Source organism: Zeimonas arvi (assembly GCF_008039575.1).
Lineage (GTDB): Bacteria > Pseudomonadota > Gammaproteobacteria > Burkholderiales > Burkholderiaceae_E > Zeimonas > Zeimonas arvi.
Window position 1 is genome coordinate 238,899 of sequence record NZ_VDUY01000004.1, and the last position, 23,253, is coordinate 262,151.

Consider the following 23,253-nt stretch of genomic DNA (forward strand, 5'->3'; position numbering starts at 1 on the left):
TCAGTCGATGTACCGGAGCCCGGCTTTCTCGAGCGCCTCGCGCATCTTGTACATGTCGAGGCCGAGCTCGCCGGCCGCCAGGCGGGCGCGCTTGTCGGCCTCGTTGGCCTCGCGCGCCTGGGCGGCGTCGGCCGCCTGCCGCGCCACCGCGGCCGGCACCACGACCACGCCGTCGTCGTCGGCCACCACCACGTCGCCCGGGTTCACGATCGCGCCGGCGCAGACCACCGGCACGTTGACCGAGCCCAGCGTGGCCTTGACGGTGCCCTTGGCGCTGATCGCCCGGCTCCAGACCGGGAAGCGCATCTCGGTCAGGTCCCTCACGTCGCGCACGCCGGCGTCGATGACCAGGCCCACCGCGCCGCGGGCGCGAAAGCTGGTGGCCAGCAGGTCGCCGAAGAAGCCGTCGGTGCAGTCGGCGGTCACCGCCGCGATCACGAAGTCGCCGGGGCGGATCTGCTCGGCCACGACGTGCATCATCCAGTTGTCGCCCGGATGCAGCAGCACGGTGACCGCGGTGCCGCAGGCATGGGCGCCGGCGTAGACCGGTCGCATGTGGGGCTTCATCAGCCCGACCCGGCCCATCGCCTCGTGGATGGTGGCCGAGCCGAAGCGCGACAGCTTGTCGACCGCCGCTCGGTCGGCGCGCGCGATGTTGCGCCTGACGATGCCCAGTTCGTTCATCGGGGGATTGCTCATCGTGTAAGTCCGGTAGGTACGGTGAAGGCCGAGGGATGCGCGCGCGATTCCGCGATCAGCGGCCGCGCGCCTTCAGCGCCCGGTCCATGCGCGGATACACGCGCCGCGCGTTGCCTTCGTAGATCTTGTAGCGGTCCTCGTCGGAGAGGATCGTCGAGGCCTCGAGGTAGCGCTTCGTGTCGTCGAAGTGGTGGCCGGTCTCGGGGTCGATCCCGCGCACCGCGCCGATCATCTCGCTGGCGAACAGCACGTTCTCGACCGGAATCACCTTGGTCAGCAGGTCGATGCCGGGCTGGTGGTACACGCAGGTGTCGAACCAGATGTTGTTCAGCAAGTGCTCCTGCAGCAGCGGCTTCTTCAGCTCCTGGGCCAGGCCGCGGAAGCGCCCCCAGTGATAGGGCACCGCGCCGCCGCCGTGCGGGATCACGAACTTCAGCGTGGGGAAGTCCTTGAACAGATCCGAGGTCAGGCACTGCATGAAGGCCGTGGTGTCGGCGTTCAGGTAGTGGGCGCCGGTGGTGTGGAAGCAGGCGTTGCAGCTGGTGCTCACGTGGATCATGGCCGGGATCTCGAGCTCGACCATCTTCTCGTAGATCGGGTACCAGTGCCGGTCGGGCAGCGGCGGCGCAGTCCAGTGGCCGCCCGAGGGGTCCGGGTTCAGGTTGATGGCCACGAAACCGTATTCCTTCACGCACTTCTCGAGCTCGGGAAGGCAGGTCTTCGGGTCGACGCCGGGCGACTGGGGCAGCATCGCCGCGCCGATGAAGTGGTCCGGGAACAGCTGGCTGACCCGGTGGCAGAGCTCGTTGCAGATCGCCGCCCAGGTGGCGCTGGTCTCGAAGTTCCCGATGTGGTGCGCCATGAAGCTCGCCCGCGGCGAGAACACGGTGAGATCGCTGCCGCGCTCCTTCATCTTGGCGAGCTGGTTCTTCTCGATCGACTCGCGGATGTCGTCGTCGCCGATCTTCAGCTCCGAGGCCTTCGGCGCCACGGACGGGTCCTTCAGCCCGGCGACCTGCCGGTTGCGCCAGTCCTCGAGCGCCTTGGGCGCGGTGGTGTAGTGGCCGTGGATGTCGATGATCATTCGTGCTTTCCTTCCCAGACCGAGGCCGGGATCATGACTTCGCCGCGCATGATCAGGCGCGCGGTGCGCAGCAGCGCCGCCCGGGTCACGCTCTGCGGGTTGGCGGGGTCGAGCGCGAGCTCGACGCTGAACTCGCCGCTCGGGTGCTCCACCGAGACGGTCTTGACCAGGCCCTCGGGCAGCGCCGCCATGCCCTCGGTGACGGAACCGTCGAGCACGCAGGCGGTGCCCACGGTGACCGCGGCCAGCACGCCGATCGCGTCGTGGCACACGTGCGGGATGAAGCAGCGGGTGGCCACGCTGCCGCCGGCACGGGGCGGCGCGACCAGGCACATCTTCGGGTAGGTCTTCTTCGAGACGTCGCCCAGGCCCATCAGGTGGCCGGCCTTCAGCCGCAGGTCCTCGATGCGGGCCTTCAGCTCGGTGTCGGCATTGAGCTCCGCCACCGATTCGTAGCCGGTGCGGCCCAGGCCCGCGGCGCGGAACAGCACCATCGGCATGCCGTTGTCGATGCAGGTGACCTCGATGCTTCCCAGGCCTTCCACCTCGACGGTGTCGCGCACGCGGCCGGTGGGCAGCAGGCCGGAGCAGACCGAGCCGGCGGTGTCGAGGAAGTTGATCGTGATCGGCGCCGAGACGCCGGGCACGCCGTCGATGCGCGCGTCGCCGGCGTAGCTCACGCGGCGGCCGGCCGGCGTCATGGGCGTGAGCACCGTGATGTCGCACTGCATGTCGGTGTTCAGCGTGAGCACCCGCAGCGTGGTCGTGTCGCCCTGCGGCGCGACCAGGCCGGTTTCCAGCGCGAAGGGCACCACCGCGGCCAGCATGTTGCCGCAGTTCGGCGTGGTGTCGACGGTGTCCTTGTCGGGCTGGAGCTGCGCGAACAGGAAGTCGAGATCGACGCCCGGGCTCTTGCTGCGCCGCACGATGCCCACCTTGCTGGTGAGCGGATGGGCGCCGCCCAAGCCGTCGATCTGGCGCTTGTCGGGCGAGCCCATCACGGCGAGCAGCACCCGGTCGCGGGTGGCGATGTCGACGGGCAGGTCGTCCTCGCGGAAGAAGGGGCCGCGCGAGGTGCCGCCACGCATGAACAGGCAGGGGATGGCAGTCTGCATCCCGCCATTCTGGCACGCTGCCCCGCCGGAATCAGCAGGGCTGCGCGTCCTTCTCGAACGGGTACAGCGGCGTCGGCCGGCGCTTGTAGTCGAACAGCGCGATGTCGGAGGCGGTCACGCCCAGGCCCTGGCATTCGACGATCTGCCTGGCGATCGGCTCGAAGCCGGCGCGGAAGTGCTGGCGCGACTTGATCAGCACGTAGCGCTTGCGGCGCGGGTCGATGCCGCAGTGGGTGAACACGCCCAGGTCGAAGGGCTCGCTGCGGCCTTCGGACACCACCACCTGCACCCGGCCGGTGTCGAGCACCGCGGTGCGGCCCATGCGGATCCGGGCGCCGGTGGCCATCGGCCCGGTGACCGTGAACTCGCCGTCGGTGATCGCACGCACCTTGCCGTCCAGTCGCATCGGCTTGCCCTTCAGGTTCAGCGCCGGCATGTCCACGCGGCCGCCGACCTCGATGCTCACGTTCGCGCCGATGCCGGCCTCGATCATCCGGGCGACCGCCTGCGGGTCGCAGAAGGGGCCGGCAACCACGTCGTCGAGCTGCTGCTTCACGACCTCCTCGAGCACGCTCATGACGTCCTGGGTGCCGCCCGAGGCGGTGTTGTCACCGTGGTCCACCAGGATGACCGGCCCTTCGGTCATCTGGCGGGCGCGCGCGATCGAGTCGGCGAGCGGCTCGCCGCGGTACATGAAGTCCTCGCGGCGGTCCCAGGCCTGGTCGAGCAGGGAGTCGCGCAAGGCGATGCCCTGCTTCTCGCCCTCGGCCTTCGCCAGATCGACGACGACGACGGCCGACAGTCCCAGGTGCGGGATGTCGGCCTGCGGGAATCCGCCGAAGACCGAGGCGTTGAGCACCGCGCCCGCCGCCTCGGCCGCGATCGCGCGATCCATGATGTCCTTCATCGGGTTGCGCGAGGGCGTGTGCGACAGCGTGCTGCTCAGGATGGGTCGGCGTCCCCACAGGGTGCGCGGCCTGACCTCGCCGGCCAGCGCGCGCAGCAGCGTGCGGCCCGCGCGCTCGCCGGTCAGCCGCATGTCGACGTGCGGATAGGTGCGATAGCCGGTGATGACCGTGGCGTTGTCGACCATCTGCTGGGTCATCTGCGCGTGGAAGTCGAGGGCCACCGCGATCGGCAGGCCCGGGGCCAGCGCCCGGACGCGCGCGAGCAACTCGCCCTCGCCGTCGTCGAGGTGCTCGCAGACCATCGCGCCGTGCAGGTCGAGCATCACCGCGTCGCAACCCCTGCGCACCGCATCGAGGATGGCGCCCGCCATCTCCTCGTAGGCCTCGCGGGTGACCAGCCCGGACGGATTGGCGTTGGCGGCGAGCGGCACCACGAACTCGGCGCCGGCCTCGCGGGCCAGGCCGATGAAGCCGCCGATCCCGTAGTTGGTGTCGGCGAGCTCGGCGATCGCCTGCTCGCCGCGCAGCGGCCCGCCGGGCCCGAAGGCGCCGATCGGCGTGGGCAGCGGCGAGAAGGTGTTGGTCTCGTGCAGCATCGAGGCGATGACGAACTTGCGGGCCATGCAGGGTCTCCGTGGATCGTGGGTCAGGAAGGGGGCGTGAGGCCGGCCGACACGGCGGCCAGGCAGGTCGGGCACAGGCAGGATGCGGGTGGCGCGCCCGGCGGCAGGCCGAGCGCCGCGCGGGTCTCGGCGGGCAGCGCAGCGAGCCTCGCCGGGTCGATAGGGGGCAGTCCGGTGCACCAGCAAGCATCGGTGCCGGCGCCGCAGCCGAAGCTCGCGCCGCAGCGGAAGCAGCGGGTCGCTGCGGCGGAGGACTCGGGCGGGGGCGCGTCAGGCTGCATCGACGGGGCGGGAAGGGGCTCGGTTAAAATCCTCGCCTGCACTCGCAGGCTTGGTTCACCGCAAGCTTAGTCCAATCAACCGCCCGGGCGCGCCGCGCCGGTCCGAGGACCCCCATGAGCGAAGCTTCCGCCGAACAGACCGTCCGGATCACCCCCGCCCAGCAGGCCGCGATCCTCGCCGAGGCGATGCCCTACATCCGCCGCTTCCACGGCAAGATCGTCGTCGTGAAGTACGGCGGCAACGCGATGACCGACGAGAAGCTCAAGCAGAGCTTCGCGCGCGACGTGGTGCTGCTCAAGCTGGTCGGCCTGAAACCGGTGGTCGTGCACGGCGGCGGCCCGCAGATCGAGCAGCTGCTGGCCAAGGTCGGCAAGAAGGGCGAGTTCATCCAGGGCATGCGGGTGACCGATGCAGAGACCATGGACATCGTCGAGATGGTGCTGGCCGGCCAGGTGAACAAGGAGATCGTCGAGCTGATCAACACCGCCGGCGGCCGGGCGGTGGGCCTCACCGGCCAGGACGGCGGCCTGATCCGCGCCCGCCGGCTCAGGATCTCGTCCAAGGACAAGCCCGACGAGCAGATCGACATCGGCCAGGTCGGCGAGATCGAGTCGATCGACCCGTCGATCATCGAGACGCTGACCGCCAGCGGCTTCATCCCGGTGATCGCGCCGATCGGCTCGGGCGCCGAGGGCGAGACCTACAACATCAACGCCGACGTGGTGGCCGGCAAGGTGGCCGAGGTCCTGAAGGCCGAGAAGCTGGTGCTGCTCACCAACACGCCGGGCGTGCTGGACAAGAGCGGCAAGCTGCTCACCGGCCTGAGCGCGCGCGAGATCGACGAGCTGTTCGCCGACGGCACGATCTCCGGCGGCATGCTGCCGAAGATCTCGTCCGCGCTCGAAGCCGCCCGCGGCGGCGTGAACGCGGTGCACATCGTCGACGGCCGCGTGGACCACTGCCTGCTGCTCGAGATCATGACCGACCACGGGGTCGGCACCATGATCCGGAGCCACTGATCCGTCCAACCCTTTGGAGTCATGCGGCCGTCGGCATGACGCGTTGCGGCTTCCGGCAGACAGCGCCGGTCGGGCTGTCGGTGCGGGGCGAGGGCCGGGGGCCCGCGTGCCGGCACCCGGTGCTGCGGCCCCGCCTGCGGCGGGGCTGCCCTCGCCCACCTCGGAATTTCGCACCCGCCTCATACGCGCTGCGCGCGGATGAGCGGGTCCCGCGAAATTCCTTTCGGTGGCGCTCGGCTTGCACAGGGCGCCGGCACGCGGGCCCCCGGCCCTCGCCCTTCGTGAGCTTGCGGCGGGCGCTGTCTGCCAGAAACCGCAAAGCGTGGCGGCACGCCGCGCCTCTCCGAAGGGCGGGCCCGGCTCTCCGCTTCGCGCCGCACTGTGCCAGCCGAGTGCTTCCGAAGGGAGCGCGGGAAAAGGCGCGCAGCATGTCTGAGGATCGCCGCAGGCGATCCGAGTTCTGCGCGCCCCCGCGCGTACGAGGAAGACGAGGGAAGCCCCCGCGCAGCGGGGGCCGCAGCACCGTGCGGCGCGAAGCGGAGAGCCGGGCCCGCCCCGCGCCGCGGCACCGACCGGCGCGGGCCGCCGCAAGGCGCGAGGCGCCGTGAGCACCGTCTGGCTCCTCGACCTGGACAACACGCTGCACGACGCCATGCCGGTCGTGTTCCCGCGCATCAATCTGGCGATGACCGAATACGTGGCGCGGACCGTCGGGTTGCCTCACGAGGAGGCCAGCGAGCTGCGCGTGCATTACTGGCGCAAGTACGGCGCCACGCTGCTGGGAATGGTCCGGCACCACGGCGTGGACCCGCGCGACTTCCTGCGCGAGACGCATCCGTTTCCGGACATCCACCGGATCGTGCGGCGCGACCATCGTCTGGTGCAGGCGGTCCGGCGCCTGAAGGGGCGGCGCGTGATCGTGACCAATGCGCCGATGCACTACGCGGCGCGGGTGGTCGACGCGCTGGGCATCGGGCGGCTGGTCGACGGCCTGGTGACGATCGAATCGATGAAGTTCGCGGGACGCATCCAGCCCAAGCCTTCGAAGGCGATGCTGCGCCGGCTGGCGGCGCGGCTCCGGGTGCCGCCGCACCGCTGCGTGCTGGTCGAGGACTCGGTCGAGAACCTGGACAGTGCCCGCGCGGTGGGGATGCGCACGGTGCTGGTCACCGGCATCGGGCACGGGCACCGGCATCCGGCGGAGCGGCCGCGCGCGGGGCTCGGTCGGCGGATGGACGTTCAAGTACAATCGTTCGAGCACCTTCCGCGCAAGGCTGTCCGGACGCCGCACCGAGCCCGATGAACGATTCGACGACTCCCGCAGCATCGATTCCCGCAGCCCCTGCGCAGGGTTCGGCGCCCGCGCGCCGGGCGGCGCGTCCGAAGCCGGGCGAGCGCCGGCTGCAGATCCTGCAGACCCTCGCGTCGATGCTCCAGGAGCCCGACGGCGAGCGGGTGACCACCGCAGCGCTCGCCGGCCGGCTGCAGGTCTCCGAGGCCGCGCTCTACCGGCATTTCGCGAGCAAGGCCCAGATGTTCGAGGGCCTGATCGAGTTCATCGAGTCCACGGTCTTCGGCCTTGTCAACCAGATCACGACCCAGCACGAGGACGGCCTGCGGCAGCTGCGCGGGATCCTGGCCATGCTCCTGTCCTTCGCCGAAAAGAATCCGGGCATGACCCGTGTGCTGATCGGCGACGCGCTGGTCACCGAGGACGATCGCCTGCAGGCGCGCATCAACCAGCTGATCGAGCGGCTCGAGGCTTCGGTGCGGCAGTCCTTTCGCACCGCGGTCGCGCAGGGCGCCTTGCCGGCCGACACCGACGCCGCGGCGCGCGCCGGGATCGTGCTGGCCTTCGTCCAGGGACGCTGGCTTCGCTTCGCCAAGAGCGGCTTCCGCAAGTCGCCCAGCGAGATGTTCGAGCAGCAACTCCCTTTTCTCATCGGCTGACGGCGCGCGGTGGTCTGCCGCCGTCCGACGGGCGGCCCATCGACAGCGAGCGCCGGCTCGCGTATCATTGTGCGTTGCATCAAACCGGGATGGTTCCCGTGCGGTGCATGGCGGCGTCGACAGCCAGTCTCTGCGTCGCATCTTCCCGGCACCCGCCGGTCTCGAAGTCAATCCCCTGTTTCGTCTGCCCGCGACTGGCGTCGCAACCGACTGCGCAAGGCCGCAGCCCGGTGACCGAGGCCGATGTCGCTGGAGTTTCATGTCCTTTGCTTCCCTTGGCCTTTCCGAGGCCATCGTCCGTGCCGTATCCGAGCGCGGTTATTCCGAACCCACCCCGATTCAACTGCAGGCGATCCCGGCCGTGCTGTCCGGCGGCGACCTGCTCGCCGGCGCCCAGACCGGCACGGGGAAGACCGCCGGCTTCGTGCTGCCCATCCTGCAGCGACTGTCGACCACCACGCCGCAGCGCCCCGCGCCGGCGGGCAAGCGCCCGATCCGCACGCTGATCCTCACCCCGACCCGCGAGCTCGCGGCCCAGGTCGAGGAAAGCGTGCGCGACTACTCGAAGCACGTGAAGGTGTCGTCGACGACGATCTTCGGCGGCGTGAACATCAATCCGCAGATCGAGCGGCTGCGCCGCGGCGTCGACATCCTGGTCGCCACGCCGGGCCGCCTGCTCGACCACGCGCAGCAGCGCACGGTCGACCTGTCGACCGTCGAGGTCCTGGTCCTCGACGAGGCCGACCGGATGCTCGACATGGGTTTCATCCACGACATCAAGCGCGTGCTGAAGCTGCTGCCGGCGAAGCGCCAGAACCTGCTGTTCTCGGCCACCTTCTCCGACGAGATCAAGGCGCTGGCCGACGGCCTTCTCGACAATCCGAAGCTGATCGAGGTCGCGCGCCGCAACACGACCGCCGAGCTGGTCAGGCAGCGTGTCATCGAGGTCGACCGCGGCCGCAAGCGCGAGCTGCTGTCGAAGCTGATCCGCGACAACAACTGGTTCCAGGTGCTGGTCTTCACCAAGACCAAGCACGGCGCGAACCGGCTGGCCGAGCAGCTCCAGAAGGACGGCATCCCGGCGCTCGCCATCCACGGCAACAAGAGCCAGAACGCGCGCACCCGCGCGCTGGCGGAGTTCAAGAGCGGCGAGCTGCAGGCGCTGGTCGCCACCGACATCGCCGCGCGCGGGCTGGACATCGTCGAACTGCCGCACGTGGTGAACTTCGACCTGCCCAACGTGCCCGAGGACTACGTGCACCGGATCGGCCGCACCGGCCGGGCCGGCGCGAGCGGCGAGGCGCTGTCGCTGCTGTCGTCCGACGATCGCGGCCTGATGCGCGACATCGAGCGGCTGATCAAGCAGCAGCTGCCGCGCGAGCGGGTCCCCGGCTTCGAGCCGGATCCGAATGCGCGCAACGAGCCCGAGGTCGACGATCGTCCGCCGCGCCCGCCGCGCGGCCGATCCGGTTTCCGCGCCAGCGCGCCGGCCGGTCGCAGCGCGACGCCGGGCGCGGGTGGCGGACACGGCCGCTCGGGCAGCGCCGAGTCGCGCGGCGGCGCGCCTGCCGGCCGCACCAGCCCGACCTCGCGCAGCTTCGGCGGCAGCAACGCCGCCGGCTTCAGGAGCCGGGCGCCGCGATCAGGTCGATGATCGCCTGACCCCAGGCCTCCAGCTTGCGCTGGCCGACGCCCGAAACGCCGGCCAGCGCATCGAGCGACCCGGGCCGCTGCTGCGCGATCTCGCGCAGCGTGGCGTCGTGGAAGATCACGTAGGGCGGCAGCTGCCGCTCCGAGGCCACCGCGCGGCGCCATTCGCGCAGCCGTTCGAACAGGGCCTCGGCCGCCGGGTCGAGGCGCGAATCGCCGTCGGCTGCGCCCGGTCCGCCACGCCCCGCCGAAATCCGCGCCCCGGCGCCTGAGCCGGCCGAGCCGCGCGCGCGCTTGCCCGCCCGCGCGCGGGCCGACGTGCGCGGTCGCCGCATCTGCAGCGTGCGCTCGCCGCGCAGCAGCGCGCGGCTCTCGGGCGCGAGCGCCAGCACCTGGTGGCGCTCGTGGTCGACCACCACCAGCCCCTGCGCGATCAGCTGGCGCAGCACCGCCCGCCATTCCTGTTCGCCCAGGCCGGCGCCGATGCCGAAGGTGCTCAGCCGGTCGTGGCCGAACTGCTGCACCTTGGGATTGTCCTGGCCGCGCAGCACGGCGATCACGTGTTGCGAGCCGAAACCGAAGCCGCTCGCCTCGCGGATCCGCCAGATGCACGACAGCAGCTTGCGGGCCGGCTCGGTGGCGTCCCAGGCTTCGGGCGGCTCCAGGCAGTTGTCGCAGTTGCCGCAGGGGCCGCTGGCCTCGCCGAAATAGGCGAGCAGCCGAACCCGCCGGCACTCGATGGTCTCGGCCAGGCCGAGCATCGCGTCGAGCTTTCCGGAGGACACGCGCTTGTGCGCTTCGTTGCCTTCCGACTGCTCGATGAAGCGGCGCTGCTGGACGACGTCGGCCAGCCCGTAGGCCATCCAGGCCTCGGCCGGCAGGCCGTCGCGCCCCGCGCGGCCGGTCTCCTGGTAGTAGCCCTCGACGCTGCGCGGCATGTCGAGATGCGCGACGAAGCGCACGTCGGGCTTGTCGATGCCCATGCCGAAGGCGATCGTGGCGACCATCACCAGGCCGTCTTCCCTCAGGAATCGGGCCTGGTGGGCGGCCCGGCTCGCGGTGTCCATGCCCGCGTGGTAGGCGAGCGCCGGCACGCCGTGGGCGGCGAGCCAGTCGGCGGTCTCGTCGACCTTGGCGCGCGAGGCGCAGTAGACGATCCCGGCCTCGCCGGCATGCGCCCCCTCGATGAACTCGAGCAGTTGCCGGCGCGGCTCGGTCTTCTCGACGATCCGGTAGCGGATGTTCGGACGGTCGAAGCTCGAGACGAAGCGGCGTGCGTCGTGCAGCGACAGCCGATCGACGATCTCGTCGCGGGTCATCGCGTCGGCGGTCGCGGTCAGCGCGATCCGCGGCACGTGCGCGAAGCGCTCGTGAAGCACGGCGAGCTGCAGGTACTCCGGCCTGAAGTCGTGGCCCCACTGCGAGACGCAATGCGCCTCGTCGATCGCGAACAGCGCGATTCGGGAGCGGTCGAGCAGGTCCAGGCAGCGGTCGGTGACCAGGCGCTCGGGCGCGACGTAGAGCAGGTCGAGCTCGCCAGCGACCAGCTGCCGCTCCACCTCGCGCGCCTCGCGGGCGCCGAGCGTGGAGTTCAGGAAGGCCGCGCGCACGCCGAGCTCGCGCAGCGCGTCGACCTGGTCCTGCATCAGCGCGATCAGCGGCGACACCACCACGCCGGTGCCTTCGCGCAGCAGCGACGGCACCTGGTAGCAAAGCGACTTGCCCGCGCCGGTGGGCATCAGCACCAGTGCGTCGCCGCCCTTGGCCACCTGCGCGACGATCTCGGCCTGCAGGCCGCGGAAGTCGTCGTAGCCGAACACGCGATGGAGGATCTCGCGGGCGCGATCGGCCATCGCGTGCCCGCGCCCGGAAGCCGGCTGCTCGCGGGTCACGGGCGGTGGCCGCAGACGGGGCAGTCCGGATCGCGCGGCACGGCGATCGCGTGCCACTGCATCTCGCGCGTGTCGAGCAGCATCAGGCGGCCGACGGTGGGCTTGCCGAAGCCGCCGGCGATCTTCAGCGCCTCGGCCGCCTGCATCGTGCCGACGATGCCGGTCAGCGGCGCGAAGACGCCCATCGTGGCGCAGCGGACCTCCTCGACATCCTCGCCTTCCGGAAACAGGCAGTGGTAGCAGGGCGACTCGGGCCTGCGCGGGTCGAAGACCGCGAGTTGCCCGTCGAAACGGATGGCGGCGCCCGAGACCAGCGGCACGCCGGCCTGCACGCAGGCCCGGTTGATCGCGTGACGTGTCTCGAAGTTGTCGCAGCAGTCGAGCACCACGTCGGCGCGCGCGACCTGCCGCAGCAGGTCGTCGCCGGCCAGCCGCCGGGGCAGCGCCAGGACCTCGATGCCGGGATTGAGCTCGAGCAGGCTGCGCCGGCCGGACTCGGCCTTGGGTTCGCCGATACGGTCCTGGCGGTGCAGGATCTGCCGTTGCAGGTTGGTGAGGTCGACCTCGTCGTCGTCGGCGAGCAGGATCCGCCCCACCCCGGCCCCGGCCAGGTACAGCGAGGCCGGCGATCCGAGGCCGCCGGCGCCCACGACCAGCACGGTGCTCGCCAGCAGGCGCTCCTGCGCCTCGACGCCCATTTCGTCGAGCAGCAGGTGCCGGCTGTAGCGAAGAAGCTGTTCGTCGTTCAACGGCTTACTTGGCGGCCTTGTCCGCGCCGTTCGGCGCGCTGCCGGATTCGTCCTTCGCCTTGGCGACCTCCACGGGCCGGCCTTGCAGGAGATTGAGCGCCTGGCGCAGCTGGTGGTCGTCGGCCGAGCCGAACTCGATCGGCTTGCGGTCGCGGAGCTTGGGGTCCACCTCTTCCTGGCCGCGCGGCGCCGCAGGCTTGCCCTCGGGCTCGCGGCCATTGCTCAGGTGGCGGGTCAGGTCGGCCTCGCGCACCCGGAAGCTGCTCAGGTCGCCTTCAGGGGTTTCCTCGACGATGTAATCCGGCGTGATGCCCTTGGCCTGGATCGAGCGGCCGCTGGGCGTGTAATAACGCGCGGTGGTCAGCTTGATCGCGGTGGTGTTGGACAGGGGCAGGATCGACTGCACCGAGCCCTTGCCGAAGGTCTGCGTGCCGAGCACCACCGCCCGCTTGTGGTCCTGCAGCGCGCCGGCCACGATTTCCGAGGCCGAGGCCGAGCCGCCGTTGACCAGCACCACCATCGGCACGGTGCGCACCGAGGCGGGCAGGCGCCTGAGGACGTCGTCGCGAGTGCCGCGCAGGTAGTCCTCGGGGCTGGCGATGTACTTGCGGCTCGCGTCTTCGGTGCGGCCATCGGTGCTGACCACCAGCGTGCCCGGCGGCAGGAAGGCGGCCGACACGCCGACCGCGCCGTGCAGCAGGCCACCCGGGTCGTTGCGCAGGTCGAGCACGAAGCCCTTCACCGGCCCCTGTTTCCAGAGGTTCTCGATGTGGCGCACCAGGTTCTCGACCGTGTGCTCCTGGAACTGGGTGACCCGGACCCAGGCGTAGCCAGGCTCGATCATCTTCGACTTGACCGACTGCACGCGGATCACGTCGCGGATGATGGGGATGACCAGCGGCTGCGTCTCGCCCTTGCGGGAGATCGTGAGCACGATCTTCGACTTGGGCTTGCCCCGCATCAGCTTGACCGCGTCGCCCAGCGACATGCCCTTGGTGGGCTTCTCGTCGATCTTGATGATCAGGTCGCCGGCCTTGACGCCGGCGCGCGCGGCCGGCGTGTCCTCGATGGGCGAGACGACCTTCACGAAGCCATCTTCGGTGCCGACTTCGATGCCCAGCCCCCCGAACTCGCCCTGGGTGCCCACCTGCAACTCGCGGTAGGCGTCGGCGTCGAGGTAGGCGGAATGCGGGTCGAGGCCCGACAGCATGCCGCTGATCGCCTCGGTGATCAGCTTCTTGTCTTCGACCGGCTCGACGTAGTTGGCCTTGATCGCCCCGAACACGTCGGTGAACTGCCGCAGTTCGTCCAGCGGCAGCGTGGCGCGGGTCTCGCGCTGGGCGACCGCAGTCAGGCCGATGCTGACCAGGATTCCGGCGATCGCGCCGACCGAAACCAGGCCTAGGGATTTGAGCTTGCCCATCTTCGCGAAGTCCTGTGGGGAGCCAGCAGCCCGCACCGCGTGTCAGTGGAATTCACCCCGGGCGTGGCGTTCGCCCGGGTAGTCCGACCCAGTATAAACCGCGGCGCAGCGCTCAGCGGGCCTTTCCCTGCGCCGCCACGGCGGCTTTCGCCGCCTCGATCTCGGCCTGGTCGCCGAGGTAGAAATTGCGGATCGGTTTCAGGGAGTCGTCGAGTTCGTAGACCAGGGGGCGGGCGGTCGGAATGTTCAGCTGCACGATCTCCTCGTCGCCGATGCCGTCGAGGTGCTTGACCAGCGCCCGCAGCGAGTTGCCGTGGGCGGCCACGACCACGCGCTTGCCCGAGCGGATCGCCGGCGCGATGGCCTCGTTCCAGTAGGGGACGACCCGGGCGACCGTGTCCTTCAGGCACTCGGTGCGCGGGATCTCGCCCGGTCGAAGGCCCACGTAGCGGGGATCGGCATCGGCCTCGCGCGGGTCGCCCGGCGGCAGCGGCTCGGGCGCGATCGCGTAGGCGCGGCGCCAGACCAGCACCTGCTCGTCGCCGTACTTCTTCGCGGTCTCGGCCTTGTCCAGGCCCTGCAGCGCGCCGTAGTGCCGCTCGTTCAGGCGCCAGGAGTGGGCGATGGGCAGCCACATCCGGTCCATTTCGTCGAGCACGGTCCAGAGCGTGCGGATCGCCCGCTTGAGCACCGAGGTGAAGGCGAGGTCGAAGTCGTAGCCTTCGGCCTTCAGCAGCTCGCCGGCGCGGCGGGCCTCGCGCAGGCCGTTCGGCGTGAGGTCCACGTCGGTCCAGCCGGTGAATCGGTTTTCCAGGTTCCACTGGCTTTCGCCGTGGCGCAGCAGTACGAGCGTGTGGGTCATGTCGACGAGGGTGTGGGCAACCGGGGGAGTGCGAGGCCGCTATTCTATAATTTGCGGTTTACGACACCGACCCCACGCGGATTCCCTCAAGTGGATTTCATCACCGAGAACATCGTCCTGATCGCCATCGCGTTCGCCGCCGGCGGGATGCTGCTGTACCCGCTGGTCATGGGCAAGGCCTCCGGGCCGGCGCTCGACACGCTGGGCGCCACGCGGCTGATCAACGACACGGGCGCCGTCGTGCTCGACGTGCGTTCGCCCGCCGACTTCGCGGCCGGCCACCTGCCGAACGCCCGCAACATCCCGCTGGCCGAGCTCGACAAGCGCGTGGGCGAACTGCCGGCCGGCAAGCCGGTTCTCGTCTGCTGCAACAGCGGCGGCACCTCCGGCCGCGCAAGCGCGCTGCTGCGCCGCGGCGGCCGCCAGGACGTCTTCAACCTGGCCGGGGGCCTCCAGGCCTGGCAGCAGGCCGGCCTGCCCGTCGTCAAGTGATTCCCCGGCCCGGCCGGCGCCGCCGGCTCGCCACCCAGGAGCCCGAATGAGCAACAAGGTCGTCATGTACACCACCGCGGTGTGCCCCTATTGCCAGCGCGCCGAGATGCTTCTGAAGCAGCGCGGCGTCGAGCAGATCGAGAAGATCCGGATCGACCTCGATCCCGTCCGCCGCGACGAGATGATCGAGAAGACAGGTCGGCGCACCGTGCCGCAGATCTTCATCGGCGAGCGCCACGTCGGCGGCTTCGACGACCTGTCCGCGCTCGACCGCGAAGGCGGGCTCGCGCCGCTGCTTTCCTGACCGCGTTCGCCCCAGGGCCACGCACCTCTCCCGACCACCGAAGGACCCATCCATGACCGAGCAGGCGCAAGCCCCCGTATTCGCGATCCAGCGCATGTACCTGAAGGACCTGTCGCTGGAGATCCCCCACGCGCCGCAGATCTTCCTCGAGACCAAGCAGCCGACGGTCGAGGTCGGGCTCGACGTCACCGGTCAGCAGGTCGCCGACGGCATCTACGAGAGCACCGTCACGGTCACCGTCACCACCAAGGTCGGCGAGAAGGTCGCCTTCCTGGTCGAGGCCAAGCAGGGCGGGATCTTCGAGATCCGCAACGTGCCCGACGAGCAGATGGACCTGCTGATGAACGTCGTGTGCCCGAACGTCATCTATCCCTACCTGCGCTCGAACGTCGCCGATGCCGTCCAGCGCACCGGTTTCCCGCCGATCCACCTGGCGGAAATCAACTTCGAGGCGCTGTACCAGCAGCGGCTGGCGCAGCACCAGCAGGAACAGGCGCAGAACCAGGGCTCCGGCATCATCGTGCCGGGCACCCACTGACGATGCGCGCGCTGGCGCCCCTGGCGCTCGCCGCGCTGCTGGCGCCGGCGTTGCCGGTGCTGGCGCAGGAGTTCCGCGAGGTCGGGGCCGCCGCGTCGGTGCTCTACGACGGTCCCTCCGAGCGGGCGCAGAAGCGTTTCATCGTGGTCCGCGGCACGCCGCTCGAGGTGGTTTCCTCGCTCGGCGCCTGGGCCAAGGTCCGCGACTACGCGGGCGACGTGTTCTGGATCTCGCAGGCCGATCTGGTGCCGCCGCGCCACGTGGCGGTCTCGCGGGCTCTCGCCTCGGTGCGCAAGACGCCGGGCAGCGTGGGCGAGCTGGTGTTCCAGGCCGAGCGCGGCGTGCTGCTCGAGGTCGTCGACGAGCCGGCGCCGGCGGGCTGGCTGCGCGTGCGCCATCGCGACGGCGCGACGGGTTTCGTCAGCGCCGACGAAGTCTGGGGCCGCTGAGACCCGCATGCGCATCGCGGTCTTCGGGGCCGGCGCCTGGGGCACCGCGCTGGCGATCCACGCGGCTCGCCGGCATCCGGTCATGCTCTGGACGCGCGACCCGTCCCAGGCCCTCGAAATCCGCGAGACCCGCCGCAACCGGCGCTACCTGCCGGAAGCCGCGCTGCCCGGCGGCATCGAGTCCACCGCGGACATCGACCAGGCCTGCGAATGGCTGGGCGACGGGCGCGGCGCGCTGGCGGTGCTCGCGACTTCGGTGGCCGGGATGCGTCCGGTGCTCGGCCAGCTGTCGGGTCGCCTGCGCCCCGGCATCGCGGGGATGGTGTGGCTGTGCAAGGGCATCGAGCGGGAGACCGGCTCGCTGCCCCACCTGGTGGCGGCCGAGGCGCTGCCGGGGCACGGGCATGCAGTGCTCTCGGGCCCTTCGTTCGCGCAGGAGGTGGCCGCGGGCCTGCCGGTGGCGCTCACCGTGGCTTCTCGCAGCGAGTTCCTCCGGCGCGCGGTTCAGCAGGCCTTGCACCACGGCGCGGCGCGCATCTACGGCAGCGACGACGTGATCGGCGTGGAACTGGGCGGCGCCCTCAAGAACGTGATGGCGATCGCCGCCGGCGCCTGCGACGGCCTGAAGCTGGGCCACAACGCGCGGGCCGCGCTGGTCACGCGAGGGCTGGCCGAGACCGCCCGGCTGGGTGTGGCGCTGGGCGCGCGCGCCGGCACCTTCACCGGGCTGACCGGCCTGGGCGACCTGGTGCTCACCTGCACCGGCGACCTGTCGCGCAACCGGCGGGTCGGGCTCGCCCTGGCCGAGGGGCGGCCGCTGCCCGAGATCGTGGCCCGGCTCGGTCACGTCGCCGAGGGCGTGCCCTGCGCCGCCGCGGCGCTCACGCTCGCGGCGCGCCACCGGGTCGAGCTGCCGATCGTGGCCGCGGTGCAGTCGGTGCTCGATGGCGAGCGCTCGCCGGCCGAAGCGGTGCGCGAGCTGCTCTCGCGCGAACCTCGGGACGAGGACGACAATGGCTGAGTCCTGCGCGGCGCCGGGCGCGACGCCCGCGATCTGCGTCTTCTGCGGGGCCAAGCCGGGCTTCGATCCGCGTTGGGTCGAAGGCGCTCGCGCGGTGGGGCGGGCGATCGCCGGACGAGGCTGGCGCCTGGTCTACGGCGGCGGTCGCGTGGGGCTGATGGGCGAGCTGGCCGACGCCGCGCTGGCGGCTGGCGGCGAGGTCGTCGGCATCATCCCGCAGGCGCTGCTCGCGCGCGAAGTGGGCCACCGCGGCCTGACCCGGCTCGAGGTCGTGCCCGACATGGCGGTGCGCAAGGTCCGCATGGTGGAGCTCTCCGACGCCTTCCTGGCGCTGCCCGGTGGGCTGGGCACGCTCGACGAGCTGTTCGAGGTGCTCACGCTGCGGCAGACCCGCTACCACGCCAAGCCGATGGGCCTGCTCAACCAGGCTGGCTACTGGGACCCGCTGCTCGGCGCCTGTCGCGGCATGGTCGAGGCGGGCTTCGTGACGGCAGCCGACCTCGACTGCCTCGCGGTCGACGCGGACATCGAGCGACTGCTCGACGCGATGGTTCGCTGAGTCACCGGGCCGCGGCGCCCTCGAAACCGAACTGACGCCAGGCCTCGAACACGGTCACCGCGACCGCGTTCGACAGGTTCAGGCTGCGGTTGTCCGGGCGCATCGGCAGCCGCAGGCGCCCGTCCGGCGCGAACTGCGCGAGCACCTGGGCCGGCAGCCCGCGGGTCTCGCAGCCGAACACCAGCCAGTCGCCGCGCTCGAAGCGGACGTCGAAGGGGCTGCGGCTGCCGCCGGTGGTCAGCGCGAACATGCGCGCCGGCTGCTCGGCGGCCAGCAGCGCCGCCCAGGAGGCGTGGACCTTCAGGCGCGCGTACTCGTGGTAGTCGAGGCCGGCGCGGCGCAGCTTCGCGGCGTCGAGCGCGAAGCCGAGTGGCTCGACCAGGTGCAGGGCCACGCCGGTGTTCGCGCACAGGCGGATCACGTTGCCGGTGTTCGGCGGGATCTCGGGATGGACCAGGACTACGTTGAGCATGTGTCGGGCGGCGGCGTGCGCGCGGCCACGCAGGCTATCACGCGCGCCGCGCCCGCCGACTTCAGCGCGGCCGCGGCGGCCTGCAGCGTCGCGCCGGTGGTCATCACGTCGTCCACGACCAGGACACTGGCCCCGCGCGTCACGCCATCGGCGGCGAAGGCGTGGGCAAGCGCGCCGCGCCGCTGGGAGGCGCCGAGCGACGAGGCCGGCGCCCCCTGACGGACCCGGGCGATCAGCGCGCCGGCCGGCCGAAGACCGAAGGCGGCCGCCACCGGGCGGGCCAGCAGCAGCGCCTGGTTGAAGCCGCGGCCGGCCAGCCTGGCCGGCGTCATCGGCACCGCGACCACCGCGTCGGGGGGCATGGGCCAGTCCCAGCCGCGCGCCGCGGCGCGCGCCAGCAGGCGACCGAGCGGCGGCGCGAGCGCCGACTGGCGGCCGAACTTGATCGCCTGGATCAGGTGGTCGAGCGGGCGCGCGTAGTCGGCCAGCACGATCGTGCGATCGATGGCCGGCGGCCGCGCCCGGCAGGCCGGGCAGGGGCCCGGCACGAGGCTCCGGGCGGGTTCGCCGCACACCGGGCAGCGTGGCGACGAAAGCCCCGGCAGGCTGCCGGCGCAGGCCGCGCACCAGCCGCGCGGCGGATCGTGATCGGGGTTCGGCAGGCCGGCGGGCAGCGGACGCTCGCAGGCCACGCAGACGGTGGGCAGCAACCAGTCGAGCAGCAGCGCCGCGGCCGAGGCGGTGTGTCGGGCGAGCCTGTCGGCGACCGGGTTCATCCCCAGATTGAAGCGCATCGGGGGCATATACTGCCGCCCGATGCCCACCACTTCCGACCTAGATCCGAAGGCCGTGCGCCGGCAGTTCGCGCGGCGCGCGGGCGCCCTGCACCGGGCCGACTTCCTGCTGCGCGAGGCCGAGCGGCGCCTGCTGGAGCGCCTCGGGATCGTCCGCCTGCAGCCCTCGGCCATCCTCGACGTCGGTTGCGGCCTGGGCCACAGCCTGGCGGCCCTGGCGCAGCGCTACCCGCAGGCCTCGGTGCGCGGCTGCGACCTCGCCTGGCAGGTCGCGGCGCAGGCGAGGCGAGCGCTGGCGCCGCAGCCGCGCGGGCTGCTCGCGCGGCTGCGCAAGGGGAGCGGGCAGCCGGTGGCCTCGGTCTTCGCGGCCGACGCCCATGCCCTGCCGCTGGCCGCCTCGAGCGTGGACCTCGTCTGGTCGAACCTGGCCTTCCACTGGTTCGCCGATCCGCCCCGGGCGGTCGAGGAGTGGCACCGCGTGATCCGTCCGGACGGCCTGCTCACCTTCACCGCGCTCGGCGTCGACAGCCTGGTCGAGCTGAGGGAGGCCGGCGCGCGGATGATGAGTTTCCCCGACATGCACGACATCGGCGACCTGCTGGTCGGCGCCGGCTTCGCCGAGCCGGTGATGGACGTCGAGCGGATCACGCTGACCTATCGCGAGGCCGCGGCGCTGCTCGCCGACGCCCGCGCGCTGGGCGGCAATGCGCTGGCGGGTCGCTTCCGGGGCCTGCTCGGACGAGGCCACCGGCGCGAGTGGCTGGCCGCGCTGGAGCGGGGCCGCGGCCCCGACGGGATGCTCCGCCTGAGCGTCGAACTGATCTTCGGCCACGCCTGGTGCCCTGCGAAGAAGCGGCTGCCGGGCGGGCTGGCACGTGTCGAATTCATGCCCAGACGCAGGCCTTGAATCGCCCCCCGATTTGCTGGCCCCCGCGGTCGCTGCCTATAATCCTTGAGTTGAAGCAAATCCGCTTCGAAAAAGACGCTGGTTCGTCGCGAACGGCGCCAGTTCGCATGCAGTACCGGTGGAGCTACGCCGCAGACCAGGACACGCACCAGTGGGTGATGAAGCGCAACTGCGCGATGTCGCCCCGGCAGCTCGGTTGCTGGTTCGGCTCGCTGGCAGCGGTCTCGCTGCTGCTGGCGGTCTTCTTCGCGGCAAAGGGCGCCTGGCTCGTCGTTCCGTTCACGCTGATCGAGATCGCCGCGCTGGGTGTCGCGTTCGTCTGGTGGAGCAGGCACGCGACCGACTACGAGCGCATCGTGGTCGGTTCGGGCATGCTTCGCGTCGAGACTTCGAGCGGGGAGCGCCTGAGCAGGGTCGAGCATCGGCCCGCATGGGTGAGGGTGGAGTACGGCGGCGCGCGGCGCGACCCGATCCGGATCGTGTCGTCGGGCAAGGCGATCGAAGTAGGCGGATTGGTGCCCGACGATCGCCGCGCAGCGCTGGCGAAGGAATTGAGAGGCGTGCTCGCGTCGCATTGCGCGGCCGGGGGCGTCCAGAGTTGACGAAGAACGACTACGGATGGGCAGCATGAAATTCAAGCGTGCGGCAGGCGCACTGGCGACGGCGGTTCTGGGCGGATGGATCTCGGTGGCCAACGCGGTCGGCGACATGCCGGGCGGGCCCAAGGTCAACGGGCTCAACCTGCAGGATCCGGCCACGAAGATCGCTGCCGACCTGCACTGGATCCACTGGTTCCTGATCTGGGTCTGCACCGGCATCTTCATCGTCGTCTTCGGCGCGATGTTCTACTCGATCTGGGCGCACCGGAAGTCCAAGGGCCACAAGCCCGCCAGCTTCCACGAGAGCACCGCGGTCGAGGTCGCCTGGACCATCGTCCCCTTCCTGATCGTGGTCGGCATGGCGCTGCCCGCCACCCGCATGGTGGTCGAGCAGAAGGACACCTCGAACGCCGACCTGACGGTGAAAGTCACCGGCTACCAGTGGAAGTGGGGCTACGACTACCTTAAGGGCCAGGGCGAGGGCATCTCCTTCCTGTCCACGCTGTCCACGCCGCGGGCCCAGATCGAGGGTCGCGAGGCCAAGACCGACACCTACCTGGTCGAGGTCGACAACCCGCTGGTGGTGCCGGTCGACACCAAGGTCCGCGTGGTGCTCACCGCCAACGACGTGATCCACTCCTGGATGGTGCCTGCCTTCGGCGTCAAGCAGGACGCGATCCCGGGCTTCATCCGCGACACCTGGTTCAGGGCCGAGAAGGTCGGGACCTTCCGCGGGCAGTGCACCGAGTTGTGCGGCAAGGACCACGCCTTCATGCCGATCGTGGTCGAGGTCAAGTCCCAGGAAGACTACGCCAGGTGGGTCGACGAGCAGCAGAAGGCGATGCTCGCCAAGATGGACGATCCGAACAAGGAATGGTCGCAGGCCGATCTGGTCGCTCGCGGCGAGAAGGTCTACCAGGCCAACTGCGTGGCCTGCCACCAGGCCAATGGCAAGGGCGTTCCGCCGGCATTCCCGCCGCTCGAGGGCTCCAAGGTGGTGCTCGGCCCGCAGGACGGCCAGATCGGCATCGTGCTCAACGGCAAGCAAGGCACCGCGATGGCCTCGTTCAAGCAGCTGTCCGATGTCGAGCTGGCGGCGGTCCTCACCTACACCCGCAATGCCTGGGGCAACAAGGCCGAGGACGGCATCGTCCAGCCCGCCGAGGTCAAGGCCGCCCGGAAGTGATCCGGCGATCCGCGCGCAAGACCGGATCGCAGACAGGAAGAATGCAGAGAGTTCGCAGGAGCCAAGGCAAATGAGCGCAGTACTCGACCATCACGGCGACCACGCCCACGATCACGCGCACGACCATCCCACGGGCTGGCGTCGCTGGGTGTTCGCCACCAACCACAAGGACATCGGCACGCTGTACCTGTGGTTCTCGTTCACGATGTTCTTCGTGGGCGGCATCAACGCGCTGCTGCTGCGCACCGAGTTGTTCCAGCCGGGCCTGCAGATCATGCGGCCGGAGTTCTTCAACCAGCTCACCACGATGCACGGGCTGATCATGGTCTTCGGCGCGATCATGCCGGCCTTCGTGGGTTTCGCGAACTGGCAGTTGCCGTTGATGATCGGCGCGTCCGACATGGCTTTCGCGCGGATGAACAACTTCAGCTTCTGGCTGCTGCCTCCCGCGGCGCTGCTGCTGGTGGTGTCTTACTTCGTGCCGGGCGGCGCCACCGCCGCCGGCTGGACCCTGTACGCGCCGCTGTCGACCCAGATGGGTCCGGGCCAGGATCTGGCGATCTTCGCCGTCCACATCCTGGGCGCCTCGTCGATCATGGGTTCGATCAACATCATCACGACCATCCTGAACATGCGGGCGCCGGGCATGTCGCTGATGAAGATGCCCATGTTCGCGTGGACCTGGCTGATCACCGCCTACCTGCTGATCGCGGTCATGCCGGTGCTGGCGGGCGCCATCACCATGCTGCTCACCGACCGCCACTTCGGCACCGCTTTCTTCAACGCGGCCGCCGGCGGCGACCCGGTCATGTACCAGCACATCTTCTGGTTCTTCGGGCACCCCGAGGTCTACATCATGATCCTGCCGGCCTTCGGCATCGTGAGCGAGATCATCCCGGCCTTCGCCCGGAAGAAGCTGTTCGGCTACAGCTCGATGGTCTACGCCACCGCGTCGATCGCGATCCTGTCCTTCATCGTGTGGGCGCACCACATGTTCACCACCGGCATGCCGGTGACCGGCCAGCTGTTCTTCATGTACGCCACGATGCTGATCGCGGTGCCTACGGGCGTGAAGATCTTCAACTGGACCGCCACGATGTGGAAGGGCTCGATGACCTTCGAGACCCCGATGCTGTTCGCGATCGGCTTCATCTTCGTGTTCACGCTGGGCGGCTTCACCGGCGTGATCCTGGCCGTGGCTCCGCTCGACATCCAGCTGCACGACACCTACTACGTGGTGGCGCATTTCCACTATGTCCTGGTGGCGGGCTCGCTGTTCGCGTTGTTCGCCGGCGCCTACTTCTGGCTGCCCAAGTGGACCGGCCACATGTACGACGAGAAGCTCGGCAAGGCGCACTTCTGGCTGTCGCTGATCACCTTCAACATCACCTTCTTCCCGATGCACTTCCTCGGGCTGGCCGGCATGCCGCGCCGCTATGCCGACTACCCGATGCAGTTCGCCGACTTCAACGCGATCATCACGGTCGGCGCCTTCGGTTTCGGCCTGTCGCAGCTGGTCTTCCTGTGGGCGGTCATCAAGTGCATCAAGGGTGGCGAGAAGGCGGCCGACAAACCCTGGGAAGGCGCCGAGGGCCTCGAGTGGACGCTGCCGTCGCCGGCGCCGTGGCATTCGTTCGAGACGCCCCCGGTCGTCAAGTGACGCACGCCTGCCGAGC

25 protein-coding genes are annotated in these 23,253 nt (G+C 70.4%); 14 read left to right on the forward strand and 11 right to left on the reverse strand.

The window, feature by feature from the left end:
- From ligK to FHP08_RS11440, 5 genes are all read right to left on the reverse strand, one after another.
- A complete protein-coding gene (ligK, locus tag FHP08_RS11420; RefSeq protein ID WP_147704793.1) occupies positions 1-684 on the reverse strand; it encodes a 4-carboxy-4-hydroxy-2-oxoadipate aldolase/oxaloacetate decarboxylase in 684 nt (227 codons plus the stop codon).
- Between the two features lie 70 nt (positions 685-754).
- Positions 755-1,783 (reverse strand): amidohydrolase family protein, encoded by a 1,029-nt coding sequence (locus FHP08_RS11425; protein ID WP_147704582.1) that lies wholly within the window; start codon positions 1,781-1,783, stop codon positions 755-757.
- A complete protein-coding gene (locus FHP08_RS11430) occupies positions 1,780-2,898 on the reverse strand; it encodes a 4-oxalomesaconate tautomerase (protein WP_147704583.1) in 1,119 nt (372 codons plus the stop codon). Before FHP08_RS11430 ends, FHP08_RS11425 begins: the two co-directional genes overlap by 4 nt.
- A 31-nt stretch (positions 2,899-2,929) precedes the next feature.
- The gene (locus FHP08_RS11435) at positions 2,930-4,429 is read right to left on the reverse strand and encodes a M81 family metallopeptidase (RefSeq protein WP_147704584.1); all 1,500 of its coding nucleotides are present in this window, start codon (positions 4,427-4,429) and stop codon (positions 2,930-2,932) included.
- Positions 4,430-4,452: 23 nt separating this feature from the next.
- Positions 4,453-4,710: a cysteine-rich CWC family protein gene (locus FHP08_RS11440; RefSeq protein WP_147704585.1), complete on the reverse strand. Its 258-nt coding sequence runs from the start codon at positions 4,708-4,710 to the stop codon at positions 4,453-4,455.
- A gap of 114 nt (positions 4,711-4,824) precedes the next feature.
- On the opposite strand from FHP08_RS11440, the gene argB reads away from it, so the two are divergent.
- The 4 genes from argB to FHP08_RS11460 all read left to right on the forward strand — a co-directional run bounded on the left by argB (position 4,825) and on the right by FHP08_RS11460 (position 9,334).
- Entirely contained in the window at positions 4,825-5,730 is a 906-nt protein-coding gene (gene argB, locus FHP08_RS11445) for an acetylglutamate kinase (protein ID WP_147704586.1), read from the forward strand.
- A gap of 604 nt (positions 5,731-6,334) precedes the next feature.
- Positions 6,335-7,033, forward strand: a complete 699-nt coding sequence (locus tag FHP08_RS11450) for a pyrimidine 5'-nucleotidase (RefSeq protein ID WP_147704587.1) — start codon at positions 6,335-6,337, stop codon at positions 7,031-7,033.
- Positions 7,030-7,680 (forward strand): nucleoid occlusion factor SlmA, encoded by a 651-nt coding sequence (slmA, locus tag FHP08_RS11455; RefSeq protein WP_147704588.1) that lies wholly within the window; start codon positions 7,030-7,032, stop codon positions 7,678-7,680. Before FHP08_RS11450 ends, slmA begins: the two co-directional genes overlap by 4 nt.
- A 259-nt stretch (positions 7,681-7,939) precedes the next feature.
- Positions 7,940-9,334, forward strand: coding sequence for a DEAD/DEAH box helicase (locus FHP08_RS11460; RefSeq protein ID WP_147704589.1), 1,395 nt, complete (start codon positions 7,940-7,942; stop codon positions 9,332-9,334).
- On the opposite strand, the gene recQ is transcribed toward FHP08_RS11460, so the two are convergent.
- The 4 genes from recQ to gpmA all read right to left on the reverse strand — a co-directional run bounded on the left by recQ (position 9,303) and on the right by gpmA (position 14,256).
- Positions 9,303-11,183 carry a DNA helicase RecQ gene (gene recQ, locus FHP08_RS11465; RefSeq protein WP_147704794.1) on the reverse strand — a complete coding sequence of 627 codons (1,881 nt, stop codon included), beginning with the start codon at positions 11,181-11,183 and terminating at the stop codon, positions 9,303-9,305. The two genes, FHP08_RS11460 and recQ, sit on opposite strands and share 32 nt — an antisense overlap.
- Before the next feature lie 35 nt (positions 11,184-11,218).
- Positions 11,219-11,971 (reverse strand): HesA/MoeB/ThiF family protein, encoded by a 753-nt coding sequence (locus tag FHP08_RS11470; protein ID WP_147704590.1) that lies wholly within the window; start codon positions 11,969-11,971, stop codon positions 11,219-11,221.
- A gap of 4 nt (positions 11,972-11,975) precedes the next feature.
- Positions 11,976-13,394: a S41 family peptidase gene (locus FHP08_RS11475; protein ID WP_147704591.1), complete on the reverse strand. Its 1,419-nt coding sequence runs from the start codon at positions 13,392-13,394 to the stop codon at positions 11,976-11,978.
- A gap of 112 nt (positions 13,395-13,506) precedes the next feature.
- On the reverse strand, positions 13,507-14,256 hold the full coding sequence (gene gpmA / locus FHP08_RS11480; RefSeq protein WP_147704592.1) for a 2,3-diphosphoglycerate-dependent phosphoglycerate mutase: 750 nt from the start codon (positions 14,254-14,256) through the stop codon (positions 13,507-13,509).
- 90 nt (positions 14,257-14,346) lie between these two features.
- On the opposite strand from gpmA, the gene FHP08_RS11485 reads away from it, so the two are divergent.
- The 6 genes from FHP08_RS11485 to FHP08_RS11510 are packed head-to-tail and all read left to right on the forward strand — an operon-like array spanning position 14,347 to position 17,619.
- On the forward strand, positions 14,347-14,748 hold the full coding sequence (locus FHP08_RS11485; RefSeq protein ID WP_147704593.1) for a rhodanese-like domain-containing protein: 402 nt from the start codon (positions 14,347-14,349) through the stop codon (positions 14,746-14,748).
- Positions 14,749-14,794: 46 nt separating this feature from the next.
- Positions 14,795-15,052 (forward strand): glutaredoxin 3, encoded by a 258-nt coding sequence (grxC, locus tag FHP08_RS11490; RefSeq protein WP_147704594.1) that lies wholly within the window; start codon positions 14,795-14,797, stop codon positions 15,050-15,052.
- A 52-nt stretch (positions 15,053-15,104) separates the two neighbouring features.
- The gene (secB, locus tag FHP08_RS11495) at positions 15,105-15,590 is read left to right on the forward strand and encodes a protein-export chaperone SecB (RefSeq protein ID WP_147704595.1); all 486 of its coding nucleotides are present in this window, start codon (positions 15,105-15,107) and stop codon (positions 15,588-15,590) included.
- Between the two features lie 2 nt (positions 15,591-15,592).
- The gene (locus FHP08_RS11500; RefSeq protein WP_147704596.1) at positions 15,593-16,039 is read left to right on the forward strand and encodes an SH3 domain-containing protein; all 447 of its coding nucleotides are present in this window, start codon (positions 15,593-15,595) and stop codon (positions 16,037-16,039) included.
- Between the two features lie 7 nt (positions 16,040-16,046).
- Positions 16,047-17,060 (forward strand): NAD(P)H-dependent glycerol-3-phosphate dehydrogenase, encoded by a 1,014-nt coding sequence (locus tag FHP08_RS11505; RefSeq protein ID WP_147704597.1) that lies wholly within the window; start codon positions 16,047-16,049, stop codon positions 17,058-17,060.
- Entirely contained in the window at positions 17,053-17,619 is a 567-nt protein-coding gene (locus FHP08_RS11510) for an LOG family protein (protein WP_147704598.1), read from the forward strand. Before FHP08_RS11505 ends, FHP08_RS11510 begins: the two co-directional genes overlap by 8 nt.
- Before the next feature lies 1 nt (position 17,620).
- On the opposite strand, the gene trmL is transcribed toward FHP08_RS11510, so the two are convergent.
- Both trmL and FHP08_RS11520 read right to left on the reverse strand, forming a co-directional pair.
- A complete protein-coding gene (gene trmL, locus FHP08_RS11515) occupies positions 17,621-18,091 on the reverse strand; it encodes a tRNA (uridine(34)/cytosine(34)/5-carboxymethylaminomethyluridine(34)-2'-O)-methyltransferase TrmL (protein WP_147704599.1) in 471 nt (156 codons plus the stop codon).
- Positions 18,079-18,885, reverse strand: a complete 807-nt coding sequence (locus FHP08_RS11520; protein WP_187272272.1) for a ComF family protein — start codon at positions 18,883-18,885, stop codon at positions 18,079-18,081. Before FHP08_RS11520 ends, trmL begins: the two co-directional genes overlap by 13 nt.
- A 22-nt stretch (positions 18,886-18,907) precedes the next feature.
- Here FHP08_RS11520 and FHP08_RS11525 point away from each other — a divergent pair, with 22 nt between their 5' ends.
- From FHP08_RS11525 to ctaD, 4 genes are all read left to right on the forward strand, one after another.
- Positions 18,908-19,792, forward strand: a complete 885-nt coding sequence (locus FHP08_RS11525) for a methyltransferase domain-containing protein (RefSeq protein WP_147704601.1) — start codon at positions 18,908-18,910, stop codon at positions 19,790-19,792.
- A gap of 107 nt (positions 19,793-19,899) precedes the next feature.
- Positions 19,900-20,394, forward strand: a complete 495-nt coding sequence (locus FHP08_RS11530; RefSeq protein ID WP_147704602.1) for a DUF2244 domain-containing protein — start codon at positions 19,900-19,902, stop codon at positions 20,392-20,394.
- Between the two features lie 25 nt (positions 20,395-20,419).
- Positions 20,420-21,577, forward strand: a complete 1,158-nt coding sequence (coxB, locus tag FHP08_RS11535) for a cytochrome c oxidase subunit II (protein ID WP_407704021.1) — start codon at positions 20,420-20,422, stop codon at positions 21,575-21,577.
- A gap of 70 nt (positions 21,578-21,647) precedes the next feature.
- Positions 21,648-23,237: a cytochrome c oxidase subunit I gene (gene ctaD / locus FHP08_RS11540; RefSeq protein ID WP_147704603.1), complete on the forward strand. Its 1,590-nt coding sequence runs from the start codon at positions 21,648-21,650 to the stop codon at positions 23,235-23,237.
- Positions 23,238-23,253: the final 16 nt, after the last annotated feature.

What these genes read in the sequence shown, in the direction of transcription:
- ligK (WP_147704793.1), bottom strand. Translation starts at nt 684, where the DNA reads ATGAACGAACTGGGCATCGTCAGGCGCAACATCGCGCGCGCCGACCGA.
- FHP08_RS11425 (WP_147704582.1), bottom strand. Translation starts at nt 1,783, where the DNA reads ATGATCATCGACATCCACGGCCACTACACCACCGCGCCCAAGGCGCTC.
- FHP08_RS11430 (WP_147704583.1), bottom strand. Translation starts at nt 2,898, where the DNA reads ATGCAGACTGCCATCCCCTGCCTGTTCATGCGTGGCGGCACCTCGCGC.
- FHP08_RS11435 (WP_147704584.1), bottom strand. Translation starts at nt 4,429, where the DNA reads ATGGCCCGCAAGTTCGTCATCGCCTCGATGCTGCACGAGACCAACACC.
- FHP08_RS11440 (WP_147704585.1), bottom strand. Translation starts at nt 4,710, where the DNA reads ATGCAGCCTGACGCGCCCCCGCCCGAGTCCTCCGCCGCAGCGACCCGC.
- argB (WP_147704586.1), top strand. Translation starts at nt 4,825, where the DNA reads ATGAGCGAAGCTTCCGCCGAACAGACCGTCCGGATCACCCCCGCCCAG.
- slmA (WP_147704588.1), top strand. Translation starts at nt 7,030, where the DNA reads ATGAACGATTCGACGACTCCCGCAGCATCGATTCCCGCAGCCCCTGCG.
- FHP08_RS11460 (WP_147704589.1), top strand. Translation starts at nt 7,940, where the DNA reads ATGTCCTTTGCTTCCCTTGGCCTTTCCGAGGCCATCGTCCGTGCCGTA.
- recQ (WP_147704794.1), bottom strand. Translation starts at nt 11,183, where the DNA reads ATGGCCGATCGCGCCCGCGAGATCCTCCATCGCGTGTTCGGCTACGAC.
- FHP08_RS11475 (WP_147704591.1), bottom strand. Translation starts at nt 13,394, where the DNA reads ATGGGCAAGCTCAAATCCCTAGGCCTGGTTTCGGTCGGCGCGATCGCC.
- gpmA (WP_147704592.1), bottom strand. Translation starts at nt 14,256, where the DNA reads ATGACCCACACGCTCGTACTGCTGCGCCACGGCGAAAGCCAGTGGAAC.
- grxC (WP_147704594.1), top strand. Translation starts at nt 14,795, where the DNA reads ATGAGCAACAAGGTCGTCATGTACACCACCGCGGTGTGCCCCTATTGC.
- secB (WP_147704595.1), top strand. Translation starts at nt 15,105, where the DNA reads ATGACCGAGCAGGCGCAAGCCCCCGTATTCGCGATCCAGCGCATGTAC.
- FHP08_RS11500 (WP_147704596.1), top strand. Translation starts at nt 15,593, where the DNA reads ATGCGCGCGCTGGCGCCCCTGGCGCTCGCCGCGCTGCTGGCGCCGGCG.
- FHP08_RS11505 (WP_147704597.1), top strand. Translation starts at nt 16,047, where the DNA reads ATGCGCATCGCGGTCTTCGGGGCCGGCGCCTGGGGCACCGCGCTGGCG.
- FHP08_RS11510 (WP_147704598.1), top strand. Translation starts at nt 17,053, where the DNA reads ATGGCTGAGTCCTGCGCGGCGCCGGGCGCGACGCCCGCGATCTGCGTC.
- trmL (WP_147704599.1), bottom strand. Translation starts at nt 18,091, where the DNA reads ATGCTCAACGTAGTCCTGGTCCATCCCGAGATCCCGCCGAACACCGGC.
- FHP08_RS11520 (WP_187272272.1), bottom strand. Translation starts at nt 18,885, where the DNA reads ATGCGCTTCAATCTGGGGATGAACCCGGTCGCCGACAGGCTCGCCCGA.
- FHP08_RS11525 (WP_147704601.1), top strand. Translation starts at nt 18,908, where the DNA reads ATGCCCACCACTTCCGACCTAGATCCGAAGGCCGTGCGCCGGCAGTTC.
- FHP08_RS11530 (WP_147704602.1), top strand. Translation starts at nt 19,900, where the DNA reads ATGCAGTACCGGTGGAGCTACGCCGCAGACCAGGACACGCACCAGTGG.
- coxB (WP_407704021.1), top strand. Translation starts at nt 20,420, where the DNA reads ATGAAATTCAAGCGTGCGGCAGGCGCACTGGCGACGGCGGTTCTGGGC.
- ctaD (WP_147704603.1), top strand. Translation starts at nt 21,648, where the DNA reads ATGAGCGCAGTACTCGACCATCACGGCGACCACGCCCACGATCACGCG.